We start from the raw sequence: 21,352 nt of genomic DNA on the forward strand, positions 1-21,352 counted from the left end.
GTTACAATCCCCACAGCATACGAATGCTGACTAATACTAAAAAGACTGCGAATACTTTCTTCAGTCGCTGTGTGTTGAGGCGTTGGCCGAGTTTCGCCCCCAATGGTGCAGTAAAAACTGAAGTCGCTGCAATGCTTAGCGTTGCTGGCCAATACACATAGCCCAAATAACCTTGCGCAAAAGTGCTGTATGTCCATCCCGACACAACAAAACTCAGACTACCAAAAATCGCAATGATAATACCACTAAATGCCGCGCAACCGATGGCTTGGCGAATATTTACTCGATACCAAACCAGAGCAGGTACTAATAATGCGCCGCCGCCAATCCCCATAAGTGCAGAGAAAACGCCGGTACCTAAACCGATAGAAGTCAATTTACGTGGGCTGACTGAATGCAATGAGGTCACTTGCTTGCCAAACAACATGTAGCCTGCAATGAGCATAACTAAAGCGGCGAAAATCCCCTTTAAAATATGCCCCGGCAAATGGCTCGCCAGAATCGCTCCCGCGATTGCGCCTGCAGCTATACCTATGCCACACCACGTGACTATTTCGCGATTAAGGTTGCCCAAACGGTAGTGCGCGCGCGCAGAGGATAAACCTGTAAATATGATTGTCGAGAGTGAAGTCGCTATAGCTATAACGATTGTTTCGGTAGGCGGCACTGCCATTACCTCAGCCAACACATAGGTTAGTGCTGGGACTATTATCAAGCCGCCGCCAATTCCCAGCAACCCCGCCATAACACCAACGATTGCGCCTAGCAATAAGCAGACAATAATGACTAAAGACAGTACTTCCAATGTCAACCTACAGACCCGCGCGGGTCAGACCTCCTAACTGCTTGCTATCTAAATAGCGATTCACAATGGTAAACACATCCTCTGGATGTTCTGCCGCCAGCGCTTGTGGTAATAACGCCTCAAGCTCCGCGATATTCACGTGCCGGATCACCCAATTGATCTTCCGAATGTTGTGTGCGTTCATACTGAGTTTACGATAGCCCATCGCAAGTAATAGCAAAGCGCCACCGGGTTCACCGGCAAATTCACCACAAACCGTCACCGGTGTATGTGCGGCCACACACTGCTCGGCAATGCTGTTTAACGCGTTGAGTACCGCAGGATGGTAAGTGTTATACAAACTGGCTACCCGCGCATTATTGCGATCCACCGCTAACAGGTATTGTGTCAGGTCGTTACTACCTACCGAAAAGAAATCGACTTTGCGGGCGATATGCCAAATCTGGTAAATGACCGCAGGCACTTCTAACATCACCCCAATTTTGGGACGATGAAGCGTTTGCTCAGTCGCTTTAAGCTCTTCTGAAACCTCATGAAAAGCTTGGTTAATCAGGCGGTTGGCGTCATCCACTTCAGACACTGATGTGACCATGGGCAAAAGAATATGCAGATTCTGCATACCTGCACTGGCTCTAAGCATTGCCCTGATTTGGACCAAAAAGATTTCTGGATGATCGAGGGTAAGCCTTACTCCACGCCACCCCAAAAATGGGTTCTCTTCATTGATTGGAAAATAAGGTAAGGGCTTATCGCCCCCCACATCGAGCGTACGCAGGGTAATTTCCTGCTCTGGCGCACTATCTAGGATTTGCTTGTACAGTGCACATTGCTCCGACTCTGAGGGAAAACGTTCGCGCAGCATAAATGGGATTTCTGTGCGATATAATCCAATGCCCTCGCCTTGCATGTTTTGCAATTCGAGTTCAGCGGAAAGACCGGCATTAATTAATAATGCTACCGCCTCGTCATCCGTTGTTACTGAAGGTTCGCCCGCGTGTGCTTCGATCCGCTCGGAAAGTTCCGCTTCCTCGGCAATCAGCTGTTCAAACTCCGCTTTGATCGCGCGCTGTGGATTAACAATCACTTCTCCGGAATAGCCATCCAACAAAATGGCTTTACCATCGAGTAGTTGCGGCGAAACCTTATCTAAACCCATCACCGCAGGCACACCCATTGCGCGCGCTAAAATAGCCGCGTGACTATTATTAGAGCCACGGATGGAGATGATCCCGGCAAGAAACTGACGCGGAAACTCTGCCAGCATGGGCGCCGTAACCTCTTCAGCTAACAGTATCGATGCTTGATCAATTTGACGCGCCAGCGGTTCAACCCCCGCTTTACCACCAACAATGTTGCGCAAAATGCGGTTAGATAAATCAATAATATCAATGGCCCGCTCTTGCATATACGGATCTTCCATATTGGCAAAACGCGCGGCATACGCATCTACAACCAACTTCAAGGCTGAGCCGGCATCCCATTCTTGTTGCTTGATCTTGCTCTCTACCTCGCGCCCCAAACTGTTCGCATCCAACAATTGATTATACAGTTGAAAGATTGAGCGTACGTCATCTGGGATAGCCCCTTCCAGACTGGTCGATAATGAGGTGACCTCTTTACGCGTGACTTCGACTGCGGCACGATACTGCTCGATGGCGGTAGTGATATCGTTGGTATGGCGTAATTGCCAGTGCGCAAGATCAATTTTAATGTTAGGTTGAAAGCCAATCCCCATGGCAAGCCCCGGCGAGCCCGCTATTCCGTGCAAATTTTTCTGACTCGCGGCCTGATTAATTGAGGCCTGAGCCCGCAGTGCTCCGCGGATCTCAGCATTGGTAATTTCTAGCGCAATCTGCGCGGACAGCGTCACCAAAAAAGCTTCTTCGTCCTCGCTAAACCGTCGTTTTTGGCGCTGCTGCAGGGTTATAACCCCTAAAACTTTACGCTGATGGATGATCGGCGCACCGAGGAAAGCATTAAAGCGTTCCTCTTTGACTTCGTCGTAATGTTTGAACCGCGGGTGATTATGCGCATCATCGATATTAAGAGGTTCTTCGCGTTGCCCAACCAATCCGATCAGACCTTCAGTAAAGCCAATCTTCACCACGCCAACCGCTTCAGCAGCAAGCCCTTCAGTGGCGACTAGAGTCAATTGTTGGGTTTGATAGTCGGCCAAATACATCGAGCAAGCATCGACCGACATTGTCTGTTTCACGCGTGCGACCAGATGCGCAATGGCGTTATCCAGCTCAGGGATTTGATTAACTTCTTGTACGATGCGTTTGAGCGTTGTAAGCATAGTTTTCCGTGGCCGCGATTGCCCCAATATCAAGCGTTAACCGTTAAACCCAAAGGCAAAACAAGGCTCAGTTGGATTGCTGACGACGTTGTTTCTTGCGGCGTTGGTGTCCGAACACGGCTTTATTGTTAACCGGCATTGCAACCGGTGAGAACTCTTTCATCACACGCCGATATACATCTCGCTTGAAGGACACAACATTCCGCACGGGATACCAATAGCTAACCCAGCGCCAATCATCAAATTCAGGATGTCCCGATTGTAAAACGTCTACGTCACGCTCATCACAGCGCAATTGGAGCAAAAACCATTTTTGTTTTTGCCCGATACAAACCGGGTTTGAACCTTGTCTAATAAGCCGTTTGGGCAATTTGTAACGCACCCAGTTACGGGTGGAAGAAAGGATCTCAACGTCATTTGACTGTAACCCTACTTCTTCATACAACTCACGGTACATCGCTTGTTCAGGTGTTTCACCATCATCGATACCGCCTTGCGGAAATTGCCAAGAATGCTGCCCGTATCGCCGCGCCCAGAACACTTGCCCTAAGCGATTACAAATGACGATACCCACATTCGCACGGAATCCGTCTGCGTCTATCACGTAGACTCCAAAGTGCGTAATTCATTATCAATGAATTCATTCTTCCATAAACGAGGTGAATTGCATAGCATTAGAAACAAATACTTTACACTCATACAATGAGCATTAGTGGTGCAAGTACCCCATACGCCGCCGGGCAACATACAAGATCTGCTGAACCGTGCTAATCAATTATCCGGCCTGACACTCGGTGACTTAGCGGCGTTAGCCAATATTGCAGTTCCAGCAAACTTTCAACGCCAGAAAGGTTGGAGTGGTCAGTTGCTAGAACTGTGGCTTGGTGCGACTGCAGGTTCCCGGCCGCAACACGATTTTCCGGCGCTTGGGGTCGAACTAAAAACCTTACCCATCGACCGCACCGGGCGCCCAGCAGAAACCACCTACGTGTGTTACGCGCCGTTACTTGGCCAAGAAGGTATTCATTGGGAATCTAGTAGCGTGTACCATAAATTACGCTCGGTGCTCTGGATCCCAATTGATGGTGAACGCAGTATCCCCCCCAGCGAACGCGTGGTCGGCAGTCCCATTCTATGGCAGCCGAGCGCGGCGCAAAATCAGCAACTCAAAACCGACTGGGAAGAAATCATGGAGCGCATCAGTTTGGGCACCGTTGACTCCATCACTGCTCGGTTAGGTGAAGTGTTGCAGCTGCGACCCAAGGCGGCTGATGGCTCGCAAACGACTGCTGCTATCGGCCCTAACGGCACCCTCATCCAAACGCGGCCGCGCGGTTTTTATTTACGCAAATCCTTTACTCAAGGGATTTTGGAGCAGGCCTTTTACTAACAAACCTGAGTTCAGGGTAGTATTGGCAGTAGGCCTGCGACTGTACTTATTTGATATGTATCAATACTGGCCATTACGAGCCCGGCTACTATCATTCCCAGCAAGCAGATTACCGGAGTGACAAACATGGCTTTGCATATTACTGAAGATTGTATTAATTGCGATATGTGCCCCGTAGAGTGTCCGAATGAGGCCATCAGTATGGGCGAGGATTATTATCGTATCGACACTGACCGGTGTACAGAATGTGTCGGTCATTATGACGAACCGAGTTGTGTGGCGGTATGTCCGGTGGATTGCATTGAGCCTGATCCGCAGAAGCGTGAAAGCATTGATGAACTCGCTGAAAAATTTACCCGACTACACAGCTAATTGGCCTTGGATGTTTGCACCGGCTCATCAGCTTTACCGGATCCGTTGCCAGCAGTTTGGATTTTCGCCAGAGGATCAAGAAAAATAGGTTCATCATGAGCATCAAGCGGGTCATCGAACTCGCTGGCGCTGCGGGCTCCCATGGTTTTAATGTACTTGATAAACATATCTGACAAGAACTTTTCTGATTCAAACCCCAAACGTCGCGCAACGGCTGTGACTTTAGCATCCGTGCGCATCAAGACTTTCTTGGCGTACTCCAATCGATAATGGTACACAAACGCACGAAAGTTACGCTTCAATAACACATGAATGGCAATGGCCAAGTCTGTCGGATCCACGCCTGCAGCGTCAGCGAGCTGTTCAATACGCAGCCCGATTACCTTATAAGCTTTTCGCTGGATCATGGCTTTTTCAGCGCGTGCTAGTGCGTCACGTAACCGCCGCTCATCCCCTTGTTTTTTCGCTAGGCGCCCAAGATCCAACGGCTGCGGCGAATAACGACGGCGTTCCAACAGTAAAATAAAGATCATCAAAAACACCAAGCCATAAGCATAATGCAAGGTCGTCTGCCACCAACTGAATTGCACAAAATTGAATGCCACCAAGGCCGTGAGTATGGTCGCGGCAAATCCAATACCCACCAAAGTAGCCAGCAGACCGATGATCGTAGGGACACGATAATAACTGACATCAACCACTTGCTCGGATAAGGTGTTTTGATACGTCTGCATAGCATCGACTAGCTTGATACCGATGCCTACAATCAACAACCCCGTCAAGCCATAGGCCAAATAAATCGGCGCAAAGGTCAAGGGGTTGCCCATGGGTTGTTGTAGCAAAAGGGTGATTTTTTCATGCGCGGGTAGTAACAACACCGGCACCTGCAGTCCAAACACGACTATCACACTAAGAACCATTAGAGGACGCCAACGGATCGGTTGCTTTTGCACCATTGGGAAACTCATCAATGCCACGACAACCATCATTAGCAGTGGAATAAAGTAAAACATGCCAACCAGGGCTGCTAACCAGTTCGCTGCGCCGGCTAAACGTAAGAGATCCTCGGCGAGTATCAACGGCCACAATGCACTCGCCGCATACAACAGTTTGCCGTGCGGCAAGGTGTCGAAGCGCGCCCATGCAAAGCCCATTAATCCTAACCATAGGACAAATAGCAAGGTGGTTAAGAACTCGACAAGTTCAGCCATGTTATTTACCAGTAAGCCTCTTGCTCAATTGCAGCCGCTCGGGTCCGTTCAATTACCAATAGAAGATTATGAAGTTTATCGGCGGTCCAGGATTTTAATGCAGCAATATCCTCAAACTCGGCTTCATTCAGTAACTTTTTCAACGTGATCAGGGCTTTCATTTCTTCCACCCCTATCAAGATATCATGCCAAGGGGCTCGAAAATTGCCGCGTTGATCACTAAACAAATCAGCGAGTAAAAAGCCATTGGTCAACGCTTGGCGCAGCACCGCTTCAGTTGCAATGTAGTGAGTTTGGGATAGGGGCTCCGGCTGCGCCAAGGTTTGCATGACGTTTTGCCACCCCTGAGATAACCATCCACGCGCATGCTCTAATACTGGCTTATCGTAACCGGTCGCTTCATTGCGCCAGGGCTTCTTAACCATTAATTCGCTGGTGAGGATCTTAATTTCATTTGCCTCACTGGAGAAGAATAACTGCTCTGGCGAGCGGCCTTGCAATAAGCCCACTTTGCGCCCTTGCAAGTAACTCATCAGAGCTTCATGCTCGGTTAGAAAATGTGTAAACGGGCCCTTTTTAGAGCGCAAAAAGCGCAAATTGTGCAGCTCGGTTAACCACGACCACTTCTGGGTGTAACTGATCAAACGTTTGTGTAACGTCAGTAAAGGCGCACATTGCAAGACCGGTAAATACAACGAAATACTCTGCACCAACAAATACAAGCCTTCCTGCACATTATCCAAGTATTTGAGTGCATGGGTGTTCATATAGACCTGTTCGTGATGCTGCCAATGCCCAAGGGCAGCCTCAACGGCGTGACAAAATGCCTCCTCGGTAGTGCTTTCAAAACGCAACGGTAAGTAATCCGGTAATAGTTGGCGGCCTTGTCGCGCTTCGCCGAGTAAGGTATAACCCATTGCCGCTTTTGTGGTGTCGCTTAAACGTAACGACAAATGCTGATTTAATATTCGTGCGAGCTGGAATACCCGCTGCACATCTCCCTGCTTAAGTTCAATTTCCACCTCATGAATGGGATGAGCATCTTTGTCGGTGGTGACTTCCCCATTATCAAACACAACCTCAACACAATCATCGCCCAGGGTAAGGCGGTATTCGTGACGCATAAAGTTGGTCGCAAAACGTTTGACTAACACCCTCTGCAGATCTTCTGATGTCGCCTCGTCGGGCCAACGCACATCACTGAACAACCGTAGATCGGGTTGCTCTGAATCAAGCGGGATATTGTACTCGCCGCGCTGATGTAAACCGCCGATTGTAGAACCTTGGGTTTTAAGGGTTTGCTCAAACTGCCCGTCACAGCCGCGTACGCGAAAACCAAAACGATGGTTAGCAAAAAAATGCTGATCGGTGTCGTAGTACTGATTACTCAAGCTTTTTTGCGCATGGGTAATCGTCAGCTCAGCGGAATCACCGAGTAAGTTACTCAGGTCGGGCAATAAACGCTGAAAACGCTCATGTCCATCGCCATTGACCACAAATTTCATTTCAACTTCGTTATTCACAGCATTTTTTATGATTAAGCATAGATGCGCATAACCTTACTCTTGAGGCTTTGACTTGGCAATCAGTTCGCCATCGAATACCATCGGCATATTGAATGATCATTCCACAGGGCTTTAGCAACTATGCGTTCAGCTTTTTTCTTGGCAATGTTAGTTTTGATTGGTTTACTGGTGAGTCCACCAGCAGCTGCACAATCGACTGACGAAGCGGCGACAATTATGGATGACCTTACGGTCTTTCTACATACAGGGCCGAGCCGAAATTATCGGATTATCGGCACTATTGTTGCTGGCTCGCCGGTGACAGTTTTAGCCCGAGAAGGCGACCCAGCATTCGTTCAGATCAGTGATGATGACGGGCGCACAGGTTGGGTTGAGGCCCGCTACATCTCAACCTCAGGCTCAATTCGTGCAGAGTTACCGGCTTTGCGTCAAGCGGTCGAGGAAGTCCGCGCGAGCAATACAGATTTAGCGCAGCAAAATCAGCGCCTTCGTGAAGAAAACGCCACACTCACTCAACAAAGTCAGCGCCTTGCCCAACAACTCGAGAGTGCGTTAGAAGAACAGCAAAGCTTGCAAGATCAATTGCAGCGAGTGGATCAAAAAGAAATGATTGAATGGTTTACCCGCGGTGGCATCGTTGCGGCGGTGTGTATCCTGTTAGGGGTCTTGATCACCTTTATCCCCAAACGACGCCGCCGCAATGACGAGTGGATGAATTAATCATCATCCACTAGGGTCATTAACGAGGTATTCCCACCCGATGCTGTCGTGTCAATACTGATGGTTTTCTCGGTCATCAAACGAATGATCAGATTATCCATATACTCTGACGTAATGACCGGAAGTATCGGACCTTCGCGCTGTGCCAGTTGTGCACAGAAAAATTCGTTATGGTTATTCTGACTATCAACTACCACTGCATTTAGTGCCGGAGCGGCGAGCAACTGAGTCAAATGTTGAGTACGCGCAATCTGCACGATACTCGCTGGCGCGCCGGCTTCAACCAAATACCCCTTAATTGCTTCGATTTCTGCATAAAAGGCATCTGACACTACGGCTACCATACTATTCCCAGTGGCCAACGCCGTTACCAGCGATAATACCCAGTACTCAAAGGTAACACTGGTATCGCCGTAACCGAGAATAACCCCGCGAGGCTCTAAACGCAGCTCATTGGATTCGCCTGTTGGACCTGGTAGTTTGGTATGCTTCTTGAGCATTTTTTCGATTAATGTCAGCTGCTTACGAGCACTAGCCAGAGTGGTATCGAGTTCATCGACATAGCGATTACTGACATCCTCCTTGGCCAACTGGGCGAGCATTTGGCGCAAATACGACAGGCGGTCATTGAGTGACGTTAAGCGCCATTTGTCCGCAGCATTGGCAGCGGCCTGCATCAATTCGACCACTGACGAATAATGATCATCCGCCGAACCAAAATCAATCTTGCGACTATCATCTGATGCGTACCAGATCTCTGCTGGAGTCTTACGCTCAAGTAACAAGCGCGGAAGATAGTTTGGTCCACCCGCCTTTGGTCCAGTACCCGACAAACCTCGGCCCCCAAAGGGTTGTACACCAACAATCGCGCCGATCATGTTGCGGTTGATATAGACATTACCCACCTTCGCGCGCTCAGCAATGTAGTTGGCGCGCTCCTCAATGCGTGAATGCACGCCTAACGTTAGGCCATAACCTAATTGATTAATTTGCTCGACTACGTTATCCAAGTCTTTAGCTTTGAAGCGCACAATATGCACACAAGGCCCAAAAACTTCTTTCTCTAGCACGTCCAGTGCAGGGATCTCATACAACGTTGGCGCAAAGAAGTGCCCTTTGGCAGCCAACTCATCGGATAATGCACATTGATAAATCAATTTGGCTTGGTCTGCCATCTTCGCAGTGTGCGCTTGGAGTGTTTTTAGCGCTTTCTCATCAATGACCGGACCAACATCCGTATGCAACCAAGTGGGATCTCCGATTTCAAGTTCTTGCATTGCGCCGGCGAGCATTTCGATCACATCATCAGCAATATCTTCTTGCACGAACATCACCCGCAATGCTGAACAGCGCTGCCCTGCACTTTGGAAACCCGAGTGCACGACATCATCCACGACCTGTTCTGGCAGCGCGGTAGAATCCACAATCATGCAGTTTTGTCCGCCAGTTTCAGCAATCAACGGAACTTGCGCACCGCTGCGTTTGGCCAGCGTGCGTGAGATAAGCGTTGCAGTCTGCGTTGAGCCAGTGAACATGACAGCGCTGACGCGCTCATCCGGTAATAAGGTCTCGCCTACCGGCTGCCCCGTTGCCACCACTAATTGCAAGGCATCTTCAGGTAGACCCACACCATACATGATTTCTACTGCGCGGCGCGCGATCAATGCCGTTTGCTCGGCCGGTTTGGCAATCACTGTATTACCCGCGGCCAATGCTGCGACAACTTGCCCCAAGAAGATGGCTAGAGGAAAGTTCCATGGACTAATCGCCAACACTACACCACGCGACAATAGGCGTTCGTCTTTGCTGACTTCTTGTATTTGTACGGCGTAATAGCGACAAAAATCCACCGCTTCACGGATCTCATCAATTCCATCTTGGGTGACTTTACCCGCTTCTAACATGCACAAGGCTATCAATTCATCGCGGTGACGCTCCAACGCATCGGCGACCAGATTGAGTAACTCGGCACGCTCATTAACTGGCGTTTCGCTCCACTTAGCGTAGCCATCACTGACTTTGCCCAACTTAGTCAGCATTTGTTCTGGCGTATCATAAATGTGATAGCCCACGATGTGCTTGAGATCAGCAGGATTATGCACCGCGACCGCACCTTCGGGTAATTCACCCTCAACCCGATAATCATTTGCGGCACGCTCAACGCCTAATTTAAGCGGCACGATTTGGTTGAATTCAGCAATGTCGATGCCACGTGAATTTACCCTGCTCGGGGCGTACAAATCGGCTGGCATCGTGATTTTAGTATTCACACGTTCATCCAAACGCTGGGTCCGTTCAACCGGATCTTCCAGTAAGGATTCAACCGGCTTTTTATCATCAATAATCGCATTCACAAACGACGAGTTAGCACCATTTTCTAATAAGCGACGCACCAAATAGGCCAACAGGTCTTCATGATCGCCTACCGGCGCATAGATCCGACATTGAATACCCTCATCACTGACAACACTATCGTACAGAGTATCGCCCATGCCATGCAGACATTGGAACTCAAACCCACTGTGATCGCCCCCCGCTAGCTCAATAATCACGGAAGCGGTATATGCATTATGGGTAGCGAATTGCGGATAGATGGTGTCGCGATAAGCCAATAATCGGTTAGCGCAGGCATGATAGGACACATCCGTCGAGGACTTACGGGTAAACACCGGATAGTGCTCAACCCCGGCTTGCTGACTCACCTTGATCTCACTGTCCCAATAGGCACCTTTAACCAAGCGCACCATGAGCTGTCGCTGATGCGTCAAAGTCAGTTCGCGGAGCCATTCAATGACATGGATCGCTCGCTTTTGGTAGGCCTGCACTGCGAGGCCAAAACCCGACCAACCTTCCAATTGTGGGTCGGCAAACACTTTTTCGATAATGTCGAGGGATAGGTCCAAACGCTCGGACTCTTCAGCGTCGACAGTTAAGCCAATGTCATACTGTTTTGCCAGTAAACATAGCGATAACAATCTCTCGGGAAGTTCTTTCATGACCCGATCATAGTGCGTCAGCTCATACCGCGGATGGATGGCTGAGAGCTTTACCGATATCCCCGGGCTCTTACGTGGTCCGCGCCCAGCAGCCGCTTTACCAATCGCATGAATGGCGGTTTCATAGGCTTCGTAATACCGCTGCGCATCTTTACTGTTGCGCGCGCCTTCGCCAAGCATATCGTAAGAGTAGGCGTAACCTTTCTTTTCTTTCTCCGTGGCTCGCTTGATGGCGTCTGCAATCGTTTCGCCCATTACAAACTGGCGCCCCATGACTTTCATCGCAATATTCATTGCACGGCGGATCACCGGTTCACCCATGCGGCCCATGGTTTTTTTCAATAAGTTAAACTGATCACTCTTAGAACGGTCAGCATAGTTCACCATATTGCCGGTTAAAAGCAGTCCCCAAGAAGATGCATTGACGAACAATGATTCACTATTACCCAAATGTGGTGCCCATTGTCCGCGTGACAATTTATCGCGGATCAACGAGTCTTGGTTGGTTTTGTCCGGCACGCGTAATAGCGCCTCGGCCAAACACATCAGCACCACACCTTCAGAGGTTGATAAAGAGTATTCGTTGAGCAATGCGTCCACACCACCGTGCCCTTGCTGCTCTTTGCGGATCTGTAACACCAATTTTCTGGCTCGCTCCCACGCGCGGCTGCGTGCACGCATGTTGATCTCGGCCTCAGGTAGAATAAAGTCAATGGCTTTATCCTCATCAATCCTGTGGTAGTCGCGGATCACTTGGCGCAAGGGCGTCGTGGTACAAAGTTCATCAGAAAACAGCATAGGTGCCTCATCATAAGGTTGATTTGGGCGCCACGATAACGCTGAACGCCCAAGAAAAAAAGAGTCTCGGTTAAAAGTTGCTACGCAAAAGTGTCAATTAACGATTACCCCTATTGTGAAATGGCTTGCATAACCTGAGCTATAGGCATTATTACTGCCGCAGAAGCGCACAATTTTATCCACCCGTATGGCCGCGATGCAGCGTAAAAAGTGCACGGGAATGAACCAAAATGCCCGACTCTGTCTAACTATTATCAATGTATTATGCGCAGCTATTCTGCAAACGAGCCTCAACCTATCGGGATGGCTATGGTGCCTGCAAACGACAATGCATTCTGGTTAACTGAAACAAAGAATCTGGCTAATCACACACGGTTAATGATGGCTAAGCTAACCTGTTTAGGATGCTTGCAATTCGCGGCTGGCAACTTTAGATAGCGTTGCAGTGCATTAGTGATGAAGCCAGATTAAGGCTTTCAGCAACTACACTATAATCAAAAGGTTGGGGCACAGCGGGAGCTAGGTGAACAACTAACAAAGCCCCATCTGCTACGCTATACCAATAATAGAACTGTAATTGCCTTACAGAACTGGAGCATTATACAACTGTAAGTTTAGAGTCGGTTAGGTAATTAGGTCGTTGTCTAGTTCGTTAGGCAGAAAGTTGGCTAGTTGGCTAGTTGGCTAGTTGGCTAGTTGGCTAGTTGGCTAGTTGGCTAGTTGGCTAGTTGGCTAGTTGGCTAGTTGGCTAGTTGGCTAGTTGGCTAGTTGGCTAGTTGGATAGTTGGATAGTTGGATAGTACAAAGTAATTGTTAAAAGGATGAATATGAAAACGTTTCGCAACGCACTGATTGGTTTAATTATTATTTTCATCGGCGGCTATTTCCTGTTTGCCGATGGGTTGATCAAAAGCATCGCCGAAGAGGAAATCGGTAAGGCTTATGGTGCCGAGGTGAATATTGGCGCAGTTAGTCACTCATTGTTTCCAGCCACGATTACGCTAAGTGATATTCAATTGACCGACCCATTGCAACCCACGGTCAATAAAGTCGCCGTGCAGCAAGCCTTTGTCGATGTGGAAATCGGCCCCCTGCTGAATAAAAAGCTAATCGCCAACGAAGTAAACATTGATGGCGTTGCTTTTGGTACCGCTCGCACTTCGGCAGGCGAGGTTTATCGTCAACCAGAGCCTGCCGGTAATTTTGGATTTCCGAGTTTAGACGATATTCCCAGTGTGGATGAATTAATGCAAAACTCCCCGTTGAAAACCACCGCTGCGGTAACTCAAGCGCAGCAAAGCGTGCAAAAACATGAAGCCATACTGAAAGAACAGTTTAAATCCTTGCCAAATAAAGCCCGCATTGACGAATACAAGACGCAAATAAAAGCGCTGCAAGAACAAGACCTCAAAGATCCGCAAGCACTACTCCAAGCGAAGAACCAGTTTGAGCAATTGAAAGACCAAATTCGCGCTGATAAAGCCCAATTGGAAAGCTTTCAGGCGGCTGTTAAAGCAGCCAAGGAAGACTTAAGTGCGGCAAAAGCGGCGCTAACCCAAGCCAGTAAAGACGATTATCAATTACTGCAAGGCTTGGTCGGCGGTGACCAAGCAGCATTGGCCCAGATCACGCAAAGTTTATTCGGTGCTAAAGCGGCACAATACACTCAATACATTACCTTGGCGATCCAAACTCTGGCCCCCATGCTAAGCGGAGAGAGTCGCGCGGATGAACCGCCTGCGGAGCTCCCAGCCGACGGTTTACCCAATGTTTGGATTAAGCAAGCACGGGCGTCGGTAATCATTAATGGTGAGTCAATTTCAAGCGAGTGGCGCAATATCACTGATCAACATGCACTGGTAAATAGCCCTACCGAATTCGCCATCGATGCCGCACAAAGCGCGCTTTGGCAAGCCTTTTCAACCTCTGGTCAATTCGCCGTTACCGCCGATGGCGTCAACGCGGACCAACAATGGTCAATTAAAGGCATCAACCTGACGGATTTAGATCTTTCTGACAGTCAACGGATGAGTGCCACGATCTTGTCAGCTTTAGCTACCACAACCGGTAAACTTAGCGTAATCAATAGTCAATTGGATGGCACTGGTTCAATTGATCTGGCTAATTTAGCCATGGCATTAAAGGGTAATGACGAATTCACCACAGCCGTTGCCAACGCCATGGACGATATTTCCGCACTGTCGATGCAGTTAAATTTACGCGGGGATATACAGTCGCCAAGCTTTAGTTTGCGTTCAGATTTGGATCGTCAACTGATGAATGCCATCGCCACCAGTTTTAGTCAGGATGAAACCGGTAAACTGGCTGAGTTACGCAATAAATTGCAAGCCAAAACCGCAGACTCATTAGGCGATACCAGTGGCTTACTGAGCCAAATCACTGGCTGGCAAGATCAAACCTCAGGACAAGGTGATAGTCTTAATGAGCTCTTGGCAGCGCCGCTTAACAACGCGGTTGAGAAAAAGAAAAACGAGTTGTTAGATAAACTTAAAGGCAAACTAGGCGGGTAGCGTCCGGCAAAACCTTGCTTGCGCCATAAATCACGGCATAATGGCAACATTCGATTAATTGAGGTTGCCTATGTCACGCGATAAAGTGATCCCGCTAATACTATTAGTATTGCTGGCTGCATTGCAATATCGCCTGTGGTTCGGCAAACACAGCATTCCCGATTTGTGGGAGCTGCAAAGTAAAATCGACGAACAAGTGCAACAAAATGCCAACCTCACCCAGCGCAATGAGCTGCTTAAAGCTGATATTAACGATCTCAAAATTGGTTTGGAAGCTATCGAGGAGCGGGCGCGCAACGAACTGGGTTTGATCAAGCAAGGTGAAACTTTCTATCGCATCCTCCCAGCCGAGCAGTAAGCATGAATGAGCGTTTTCCAGTTGTTATTCCGGCAGCAGGGGTGGGCAAGCGTATGCAAGCTGATCGCCCCAAGCAATATCTACTGATCAATAATAAGCCCCTCTTGGCACATACCTTAGAGCGCCTGCTGGCACACCCCAAACTAGGGCAATTATTCTTGGTCGTAAATGACGATGACGGCTATGTAGAAGAAATCAGTGCACTTCAAGATCCGCGGATAACACGCGTTAGTGGCGGTAGTGAGCGGGTTAATAGTGTGCTCAATGGCCTGCGTGCCGTCGCACAAGAGTCAGCGGCTGATGGCTGGGTACTGGTGCACGATGCAGCGCGTCCGTGTGTATCAGCCAATGATATCGATAAGCTGATCCAACATGTTACCGATACCCAACAAGGCGGGATCCTGGCCTATCCGGTTCGCGACACAATGAAGCAAGCCAACGCTATACAACCCACACAAGTCGCCAAAACCCAACCTCGTGAGTATTTATGGCATGCATTGACACCACAAATGTTTCGCTTGGATGAGCTGATGCAGGCCATCGAGCAAGGTTTAGCAAAAAACGCAGCAATTACGGATGAATCCTCCGCGATGGAATTGGCCGGCTACCCTGTGAGTTTAGTTGAAGGCTGCGTGAGCAATATTAAGGTTACCCGCCCCCCCGATTTAGCCTTAGCAGAATTTTATTTAGCTGGATCCCACCCCATAGAGAAGAAGGTAAAGCAATAGTATGCGTATTGGTCACGGTTTTGACGTACATAAATTTGGTGGCGACGGCCCTATCACGATTGGTGGTGTAAGCATCGATTACCCGCAAGGTCTACTCGCCCACTCAGACGGCGATGTATTACTACATGCATTGTGCGATGCCCTGCTAGGCGCCGCTGCTTTGGGTGATATTGGCAAGCACTTTCCGGATACTGACGCTGCCTATGCCAATGCTGACTCGAGAGTATTATTGCGCCATGTGGTTGGGCTGCTCGCCGAGCGCGGCTTACAACTGAGCAATGCAGACATGACCATTGTCGCCCAAGCGCCCAAAATGGCAGCGCATATAGACGCCATGCGTGCCCACATCGCGGCGGATTGTCAGGTGGCAATGGATGCTATTAATGTTAAAGCCACCACGACCGAGAAACTCGGTTACACGGGCCGCAAAGAAGGTATAGCTTGTCATGCTGTGGTGTTGATTGAGCGTATCGCATGAGCCCACAACTCGAGACTGATTGGCACTATTTACACGGGAAGCCACAAGCATCGGCGCGATTTAAAACGCTGCCCGAAGACTTTGTTGTCACCGAAGAACTCGGTTACGCCCCGAGCGGCGAGGGTGAACACATTTTTTTATGGGTAGAAAAACAAGAACTGAACACCGCTTTTGTGGCTGAAGCTCTCGCTAAGTTTAGTGGGTTGCCACTGCGCGCCGTTAGCTACGCGGGGCGCAAAGATAAATTTGCGCTAACGCAGCAATGGTTTGGTGTGCATATGCCAGGTAACCAGCAACCGGATTGGAGCGCTTTTTCGCTACCCGGGGCGCGTATTCTCGATAGCCAACGACATCATAAAAAGTTACGTACCGGACAATTAAAAGGCAATCGGTTTACTATCCGCTTGCGCGATGTTAAGAACCCAGCATGGGCGTTGGAGCGAGCGGCACTCATTCAGGCGCAAGGCGTGCCCAACTATTTTGCTGAGCAACGCTTTGGTGTAGTGCGCGGCAGTGATGGGCAATTGCATACTGGCGGTAACCTTGCCATGGCGCAGCGTATGCTCGATGGCGAAACCATTCGCAACCGGAACAAGCGTTCAATGGCCATCTCAGCGCTGCGTAGCTGGCTGTTCAATCACTTGGTGAGTGCGCGGATTGGCGCCCATTTATACCATGCAATCCTCACCGGAGATGCCATGCAACTGCGTGGCAGTAATAGCTTCTTTATAGTACCTGAAGTTGATGACACTTTACGTCAACGATTAAATGAAGGAGACATTGCCATCACTGCAGCAATGGCTGGTAAGGGCAACTGGCTCACGCAGGCCGCAGCGCAGGAATTTGAACTGCAAACCTGTCAGAATTACGCGGCAGTGCTAACTACCTTGGCAGCATTGGATTTAAGACAAGAGCGACGTGCAATTAGTCTGCAACCCTCGGCTTTTGAATGGGCCGTGGAAGGTAACGATTTGTGCCTCAGCTTGAGTTTACCCGCCGGCTGCTATGCGACTGCGGTGATACGCGAATTGGTGAATGTAGAGGAAGGCTAACATGCGTATATTATTAAGTAATGACGATGGGGTGTTTGCCCAGGGGCTACACGTGTTATTTGACGCCTTGAGTCAGGAACATGAAGTCACAGTGATCGCTCCAGATCGCAATTGCAGTGGCGCCAGCAACGCTCTATCACTGCATTCGCCACTCCGAATCGAAGCCATGAAAAATGGTTTTTATGCGGTGAATGGAACGCCCTCTGACTGTGTGCATTTAGGTGTGAACTGCTTTCTAGAAGATGACCCTGAACTGGTGGTATCAGGTATTAATCATGGCGCCAATTTGGGCGATGATGTGGTGTATTCAGGTACTGTAGCCGCGGCCACTGAAGGGCGCTATATGGGGTTGCCCGCTATTGCCGTTTCGCTCACCAGTAAAAGTGGTGAACACTTTTCCACCGCTGCGCAGGTGGTGGTGGATGTGATCCGCCAATTACAACAACATCCACTACCCGCCAATCAGATTCTGAATATTAACGTGCCCAACGTGCCATTTGACCAACTCAAAGGCACCCAAGTTACGCGCCAAGGCCGTCGACACCGCGCCGAAACCATGGTTAAAGACAATGACCCGTTTGGTCGAACCATCTATTGGTATGGCAAAGTGGGTGATGAACAGGATGCTGGGCCCGGCACCGATTTTCATGCAATTGCCAATGGTTATTGTTCAATAACGCCATTAAGCGTGGATATGACCGCCTATCAAAGCATTGAAGATATGAAAGAATGGTTGAACAAATCGCGCTGAAACCAGACAATAGCCAAATAATAACGATAACAACAAACACAGTACGAGTCACATGAGATCGAGTTCACGCAAAGGGGAGGCGCTAGCCCAACTGCTAGTCCAAGAGGGGATCACCAATAATCAGGTGTTAAATGCCATTGCCGGTACTCCGCGAGATTACTTTTTACCCGATGCACTCAAGCACAAAGCCTATCAAAATACCGCCTTGCCGATCGGACAAGGGCAAACGATCTCACAGCCCTACATTGTGGCTCGCATGACTGAGCTTTTGATGGCAGCGCCAAATAATGCCAGCAGCGTGCTGGAAATTGGTACAGGCTCCGGTTATCAGACCGCTATTTTAGCCCAATTATTTGCTAAAGTTTATTCGGTAGAACGCATCAAATCGCTGCAGTTCCAGGCAAAACGCCGCATGAACCACCTAAATTTGCACAATATCGCCATGAAGCATGGTGATGGCTGGCAAGGCTGGGCCAGTAAAGGTCCGTTTGACGCAATTATTGTCACCGCCGCGGCTAGTTCGTTACCCCAAGCACTGACCGACCAACTCAATGAGGGCGGGCGCTTGATCATTCCGGTGGGTAATGACGCGCAAACCTTACTGTGTATTGACCGTAAAGACGGCGAATTGGTTACCCAAGAAGTAGAATCCGTGCGGTTTGTACCCTTAGTCGCTGGGTCCATTGTATGAAGTTATTTCAGCCCCTTTACGATATGACTTTGCGTTGGGCCAAGCACCCCAATGCTGAGCGGTACTTGGGGCTGTTAAGCTTTACCGAGAGTGTGATCTTCCCCATTCCACCGGATGTGATGTTGGCTCCCATGTCACTCGGGCAACCCTCGAAAGCTTGGCGCTTCGCGTGGATAACAACTATTTGCTCAATCCTCGGCGGCATCGCTGGGTTTTGGCTTGGGTGGTTCGCTTTTGACAGTTTAATTGCCCCCTTGGTTGAACAATTGGGCTATCAAGATAAATTGGATAAAGCCATCCATTGGTTTGGTGAATACGGCGTGTGGGTCGTGTTTATTGCTGGCTTCTCACCCATTCCCTATAAAATATTTACTGTCAGTGCCGGCTTTCTGCACATGGCCTTTGTGCCCTTTTTATTAGCCTCTGCCGTTGGCCGCGGATTACGCTTTTTTATGGTCGCAGGACTGATGCGTTGGGGCGGCCCAGCCATGGAGCAGAAGCTACGTGAATGGGTTGAAGTGCTGGGTTGGGCCTTGGTCATCCTAGTGGTTGCTGCTTACTTTATGCTGCGTTAAGGGATCCTTATGCAACCTGCTGTAACCGCCGACTCTCGTTTCAGCAGCGCACTACCCGCTGGGTTTTGGCAGGGCATCAAGCGCATCGGGTTACTGCTCGCTATCGGCTGCGGATTAGTCGCCTGCAGTTCAGCCCCCCACACTCCCGCGCCGGTCGTCACCTTGGATATGCAAATTGCTGAGGAAGTCGATCCTTTTGAACGGGCAAGCTATACAGTGCAACCCGGCGATACGCTGTTTGCTATCGCGTGGTACAGCGGCAATGATTATCGCGATATCGCCCGCTACAATAACCTTAAAGAACCCTATCTGATCCAGCCCGGCGAAGAGTTACGGCTGACGCCACCGGCCCCACCTACAAGGCCAATTCAGCCCGTGACGAAACCTGCGGTGCAGGCTACGCCCCAAAATCGCGCAGCCAATAATAATGGTCGTACCAGTACAAATTCTCCACAAAGAGTAGTTGACCGTCCTCAAGAGCAGGCGTATGGTGAAAGTGAAAAAATTGTTAATGAGCAGCAAGTTAGGCGGTCTTTTCCAGCCAAAGTAAGGCGTTGGATATGGCCGGCAGAAGGTAATATCGTAGGCCGATTTAGCGCCGCCGAATCGGGCAACAAAGGCATCGATATTGCCAATGCAGCAGGCACCCCCATTATGGCCGCAGCCGATGGTAAAGTGGTGTATACCGGAGAAGCTTTGCGAGGCTACGGTAAGCTGATAATCATTAAACATACCGATACATTTTTAAGTGCATATGCACACAACGACCGCATACTCGTGCAAGAACAACAGTGGGTAACAGCGGGCGAACAAATAGGCACAATGGGAAGTTCAGGTACCGATAAGGTCATGCTTCATTTTGAAGTTCGCTATCGAGGTAAATCATTAGACCCGATGCGCTATCTTCCTCGCCAATAATAACAATAAATAATAATAAGACAGAGGAGTTTTAACCCGAACAAAAATTCAGGAGTGCAGTTGTGGGACAAACCAAAGATACTGTGGTCGAAAAAGACATAGATGACGCTTCTATTGATGCTGAATTAGACATCGCTGTTGATGAACCTGATGAAAGTACCCTGCGTGAAGCGCAAGATTCCGAAACTTCCGAAAAAACCAGTGATGATACTTCACTGTCCAACGAAGAATTTACTAAAACCCTAGATGCCACCCAGCTTTACTTAGGTGAAATTGGCTTCTCACCGCTGTTGTCAGCGGAAGAAGAAGTGTATTTCGCGCGTAAAGCACTAAAAGGTGACGAAGCTTCTCGCAAGCGCATGATCGTAAGTAATCTGCGCCTGGTGGTAAAAATTGCGCGACGTTACAACAACCGCGGTTTGGCTCTGCTCGACTTGATTGAAGAAGGTAACCTTGGCCTGATCCGCGCGGTAGAAAAATTTGACCCAGAACGTGGCTTCCGGTTTTCAACCTATGCCACTTGGTGGATCCGACAAACGATTGAACGCGCGATCATGAATCAAACACGCACCATTCGCTTGCCTATCCATGTGGTTAAAGAGCTCAATGTGTTTTTGCGCACAGCGCGTGAGCTATCACAGAAACTGGATCACGAGCCCACGGCAGAAGAAATCGCCACTGCACTGGATCGCCCTATTGAAGAAGTCAGCAAAATGCTGCGCCTCAATGAACGCATCACCTCGGTAGATACTCCGATTGGTGGTGATGGTGATAAAGCGCTGCTAGACATTATTGCCGATGATGCTGAATATAGTCCTGAAGAAAACCTGCAAGACAGTGACATTAAGCAGAGTATCGTGCGCTGGCTAGGTGAGTTAAATCCTAAGCAGCGGGAAGTTTTAGCTCGTCGCTTCGGTCTACTCGGATATGAGCCTTCAACGCTGGAAGATGTAGGCGCTGAAATTGGCTTAACCCGCGAGCGGGTGCGTCAAATTCAGGTTGAAGCCTTGCGCCGGCTGCGCGATATGCTCGGTCATCAAGGTTTAAATCTTGAGGCGTTATTTAACCAAACGTATTGATCCTCCATGAGCCTGCGAGCACGCGCCGCGCTCACAGGCTCAATATTTACAACCGATTGAAACGAGGTGTGCGG

At 49.3% G+C, this 21,352-nt stretch carries 19 protein-coding genes; 13 read left to right on the forward strand and 6 right to left on the reverse strand.

Annotated features, from left to right (window positions below; genetic code table 11):
• Position 1: 1 nt before the first annotated feature.
• The 3 genes from AC121Z_RS14350 to rppH form a co-directional block, all read right to left on the reverse strand.
• Positions 2 to 805: a sulfite exporter TauE/SafE family protein gene (locus tag AC121Z_RS14350; protein ID WP_498124796.1), complete on the reverse strand. Its 804-nt coding sequence runs from the start codon at positions 803 to 805 to the stop codon at positions 2 to 4.
• A gap of 7 nt (positions 806 to 812) precedes the next feature.
• Entirely contained in the window at positions 813 to 3,104 is a 2,292-nt protein-coding gene (gene ptsP / locus AC121Z_RS14355; protein ID WP_498124798.1) for a phosphoenolpyruvate--protein phosphotransferase, read from the reverse strand.
• A gap of 67 nt (positions 3,105 to 3,171) precedes the next feature.
• Positions 3,172 to 3,708, reverse strand: coding sequence for an RNA pyrophosphohydrolase (gene rppH / locus AC121Z_RS14360; protein WP_498124800.1), 537 nt, complete (start codon positions 3,706 to 3,708; stop codon positions 3,172 to 3,174).
• Positions 3,709 to 3,819: 111 nt separating this feature from the next.
• Between rppH and mutH the strand changes: the two genes are divergently transcribed.
• Together mutH and AC121Z_RS14370 are read left to right on the forward strand one after the other, a co-directional pair.
• Complete coding sequence (mutH, locus tag AC121Z_RS14365; protein ID WP_498128267.1) at positions 3,820 to 4,494, forward strand: DNA mismatch repair endonuclease MutH; 675 nt, start codon at positions 3,820 to 3,822, stop codon at positions 4,492 to 4,494.
• Between the two features lie 126 nt (positions 4,495 to 4,620).
• Positions 4,621 to 4,866 carry a YfhL family 4Fe-4S dicluster ferredoxin gene (locus AC121Z_RS14370; protein ID WP_498124802.1) on the forward strand — a complete coding sequence of 82 codons (246 nt, stop codon included), beginning with the start codon at positions 4,621 to 4,623 and terminating at the stop codon, positions 4,864 to 4,866.
• Here the strand turns inward: AC121Z_RS14370 and AC121Z_RS14375 are convergent.
• Both AC121Z_RS14375 and AC121Z_RS14380 read right to left on the reverse strand, forming a co-directional pair.
• Positions 4,863 to 6,077: a helix-turn-helix domain-containing protein gene (locus tag AC121Z_RS14375; protein ID WP_498124804.1), complete on the reverse strand. Its 1,215-nt coding sequence runs from the start codon at positions 6,075 to 6,077 to the stop codon at positions 4,863 to 4,865. The genes AC121Z_RS14370 and AC121Z_RS14375 overlap by 4 nt on opposite strands.
• 5 nt (positions 6,078 to 6,082) lie before the next feature.
• Complete coding sequence (locus AC121Z_RS14380) at positions 6,083 to 7,582, reverse strand: CYTH domain-containing protein (protein WP_498124806.1); 1,500 nt, start codon at positions 7,580 to 7,582, stop codon at positions 6,083 to 6,085.
• Positions 7,583 to 7,723: 141 nt separating this feature from the next.
• Between AC121Z_RS14380 and AC121Z_RS14385 the strand changes: the two genes are divergently transcribed.
• Complete coding sequence (locus AC121Z_RS14385) at positions 7,724 to 8,323, forward strand: TIGR04211 family SH3 domain-containing protein (RefSeq protein ID WP_498124808.1); 600 nt, start codon at positions 7,724 to 7,726, stop codon at positions 8,321 to 8,323.
• Here AC121Z_RS14385 and putA read toward each other — a convergent pair.
• The gene (gene putA, locus AC121Z_RS14390) at positions 8,320 to 12,117 is read right to left on the reverse strand and encodes a bifunctional proline dehydrogenase/L-glutamate gamma-semialdehyde dehydrogenase PutA (RefSeq protein ID WP_498124810.1); all 3,798 of its coding nucleotides are present in this window, start codon (positions 12,115 to 12,117) and stop codon (positions 8,320 to 8,322) included. The two genes, AC121Z_RS14385 and putA, sit on opposite strands and share 4 nt — an antisense overlap.
• Before the next feature lie 827 nt (positions 12,118 to 12,944).
• On the opposite strand from putA, the gene AC121Z_RS14395 reads away from it, so the two are divergent.
• The 10 genes from AC121Z_RS14395 (at position 12,945) to rpoS (ending at position 21,278) form a co-directional block, all read left to right on the forward strand.
• On the forward strand, positions 12,945 to 14,648 hold the full coding sequence (locus tag AC121Z_RS14395) for a TIGR03545 family protein (protein ID WP_498124812.1): 1,704 nt from the start codon (positions 12,945 to 12,947) through the stop codon (positions 14,646 to 14,648).
• Positions 14,649 to 14,718: 70 nt separating this feature from the next.
• The gene (gene ftsB / locus AC121Z_RS14400) at positions 14,719 to 15,006 is read left to right on the forward strand and encodes a cell division protein FtsB (RefSeq protein ID WP_100656243.1); all 288 of its coding nucleotides are present in this window, start codon (positions 14,719 to 14,721) and stop codon (positions 15,004 to 15,006) included.
• A 2-nt stretch (positions 15,007 to 15,008) separates the two neighbouring features.
• Positions 15,009 to 15,734: a 2-C-methyl-D-erythritol 4-phosphate cytidylyltransferase gene (ispD, locus tag AC121Z_RS14405; protein WP_498124814.1), complete on the forward strand. Its 726-nt coding sequence runs from the start codon at positions 15,009 to 15,011 to the stop codon at positions 15,732 to 15,734.
• Between the two features lies 1 nt (position 15,735).
• Entirely contained in the window at positions 15,736 to 16,212 is a 477-nt protein-coding gene (gene ispF, locus AC121Z_RS14410) for a 2-C-methyl-D-erythritol 2,4-cyclodiphosphate synthase (protein ID WP_498124815.1), read from the forward strand.
• Positions 16,209 to 17,264, forward strand: coding sequence for a tRNA pseudouridine(13) synthase TruD (gene truD, locus AC121Z_RS14415; protein WP_498124817.1), 1,056 nt, complete (start codon positions 16,209 to 16,211; stop codon positions 17,262 to 17,264). The genes ispF and truD overlap by 4 nt, the downstream gene beginning before the upstream one ends.
• Before the next feature lies 1 nt (position 17,265).
• Complete coding sequence (gene surE / locus AC121Z_RS14420; RefSeq protein WP_498124819.1) at positions 17,266 to 18,015, forward strand: 5'/3'-nucleotidase SurE; 750 nt, start codon at positions 17,266 to 17,268, stop codon at positions 18,013 to 18,015.
• 52 nt (positions 18,016 to 18,067) lie between these two features.
• Positions 18,068 to 18,706: a protein-L-isoaspartate(D-aspartate) O-methyltransferase gene (locus AC121Z_RS14425; protein WP_498124821.1), complete on the forward strand. Its 639-nt coding sequence runs from the start codon at positions 18,068 to 18,070 to the stop codon at positions 18,704 to 18,706.
• A complete protein-coding gene (locus AC121Z_RS14430) occupies positions 18,703 to 19,281 on the forward strand; it encodes a YqaA family protein (RefSeq protein ID WP_498124822.1) in 579 nt (192 codons plus the stop codon). The genes AC121Z_RS14425 and AC121Z_RS14430 overlap by 4 nt, the downstream gene beginning before the upstream one ends.
• A 9-nt stretch (positions 19,282 to 19,290) precedes the next feature.
• Positions 19,291 to 20,199 carry a peptidoglycan DD-metalloendopeptidase family protein gene (locus tag AC121Z_RS14435; RefSeq protein WP_498124823.1) on the forward strand — a complete coding sequence of 303 codons (909 nt, stop codon included), beginning with the start codon at positions 19,291 to 19,293 and terminating at the stop codon, positions 20,197 to 20,199.
• 62 nt (positions 20,200 to 20,261) lie between these two features.
• Positions 20,262 to 21,278 carry an RNA polymerase sigma factor RpoS gene (rpoS, locus tag AC121Z_RS14440; RefSeq protein ID WP_498124824.1) on the forward strand — a complete coding sequence of 339 codons (1,017 nt, stop codon included), beginning with the start codon at positions 20,262 to 20,264 and terminating at the stop codon, positions 21,276 to 21,278.
• Positions 21,279 to 21,352: the final 74 nt, after the last annotated feature.

Source organism: Alteromonas sp. DYW1 (assembly GCF_059752595.1).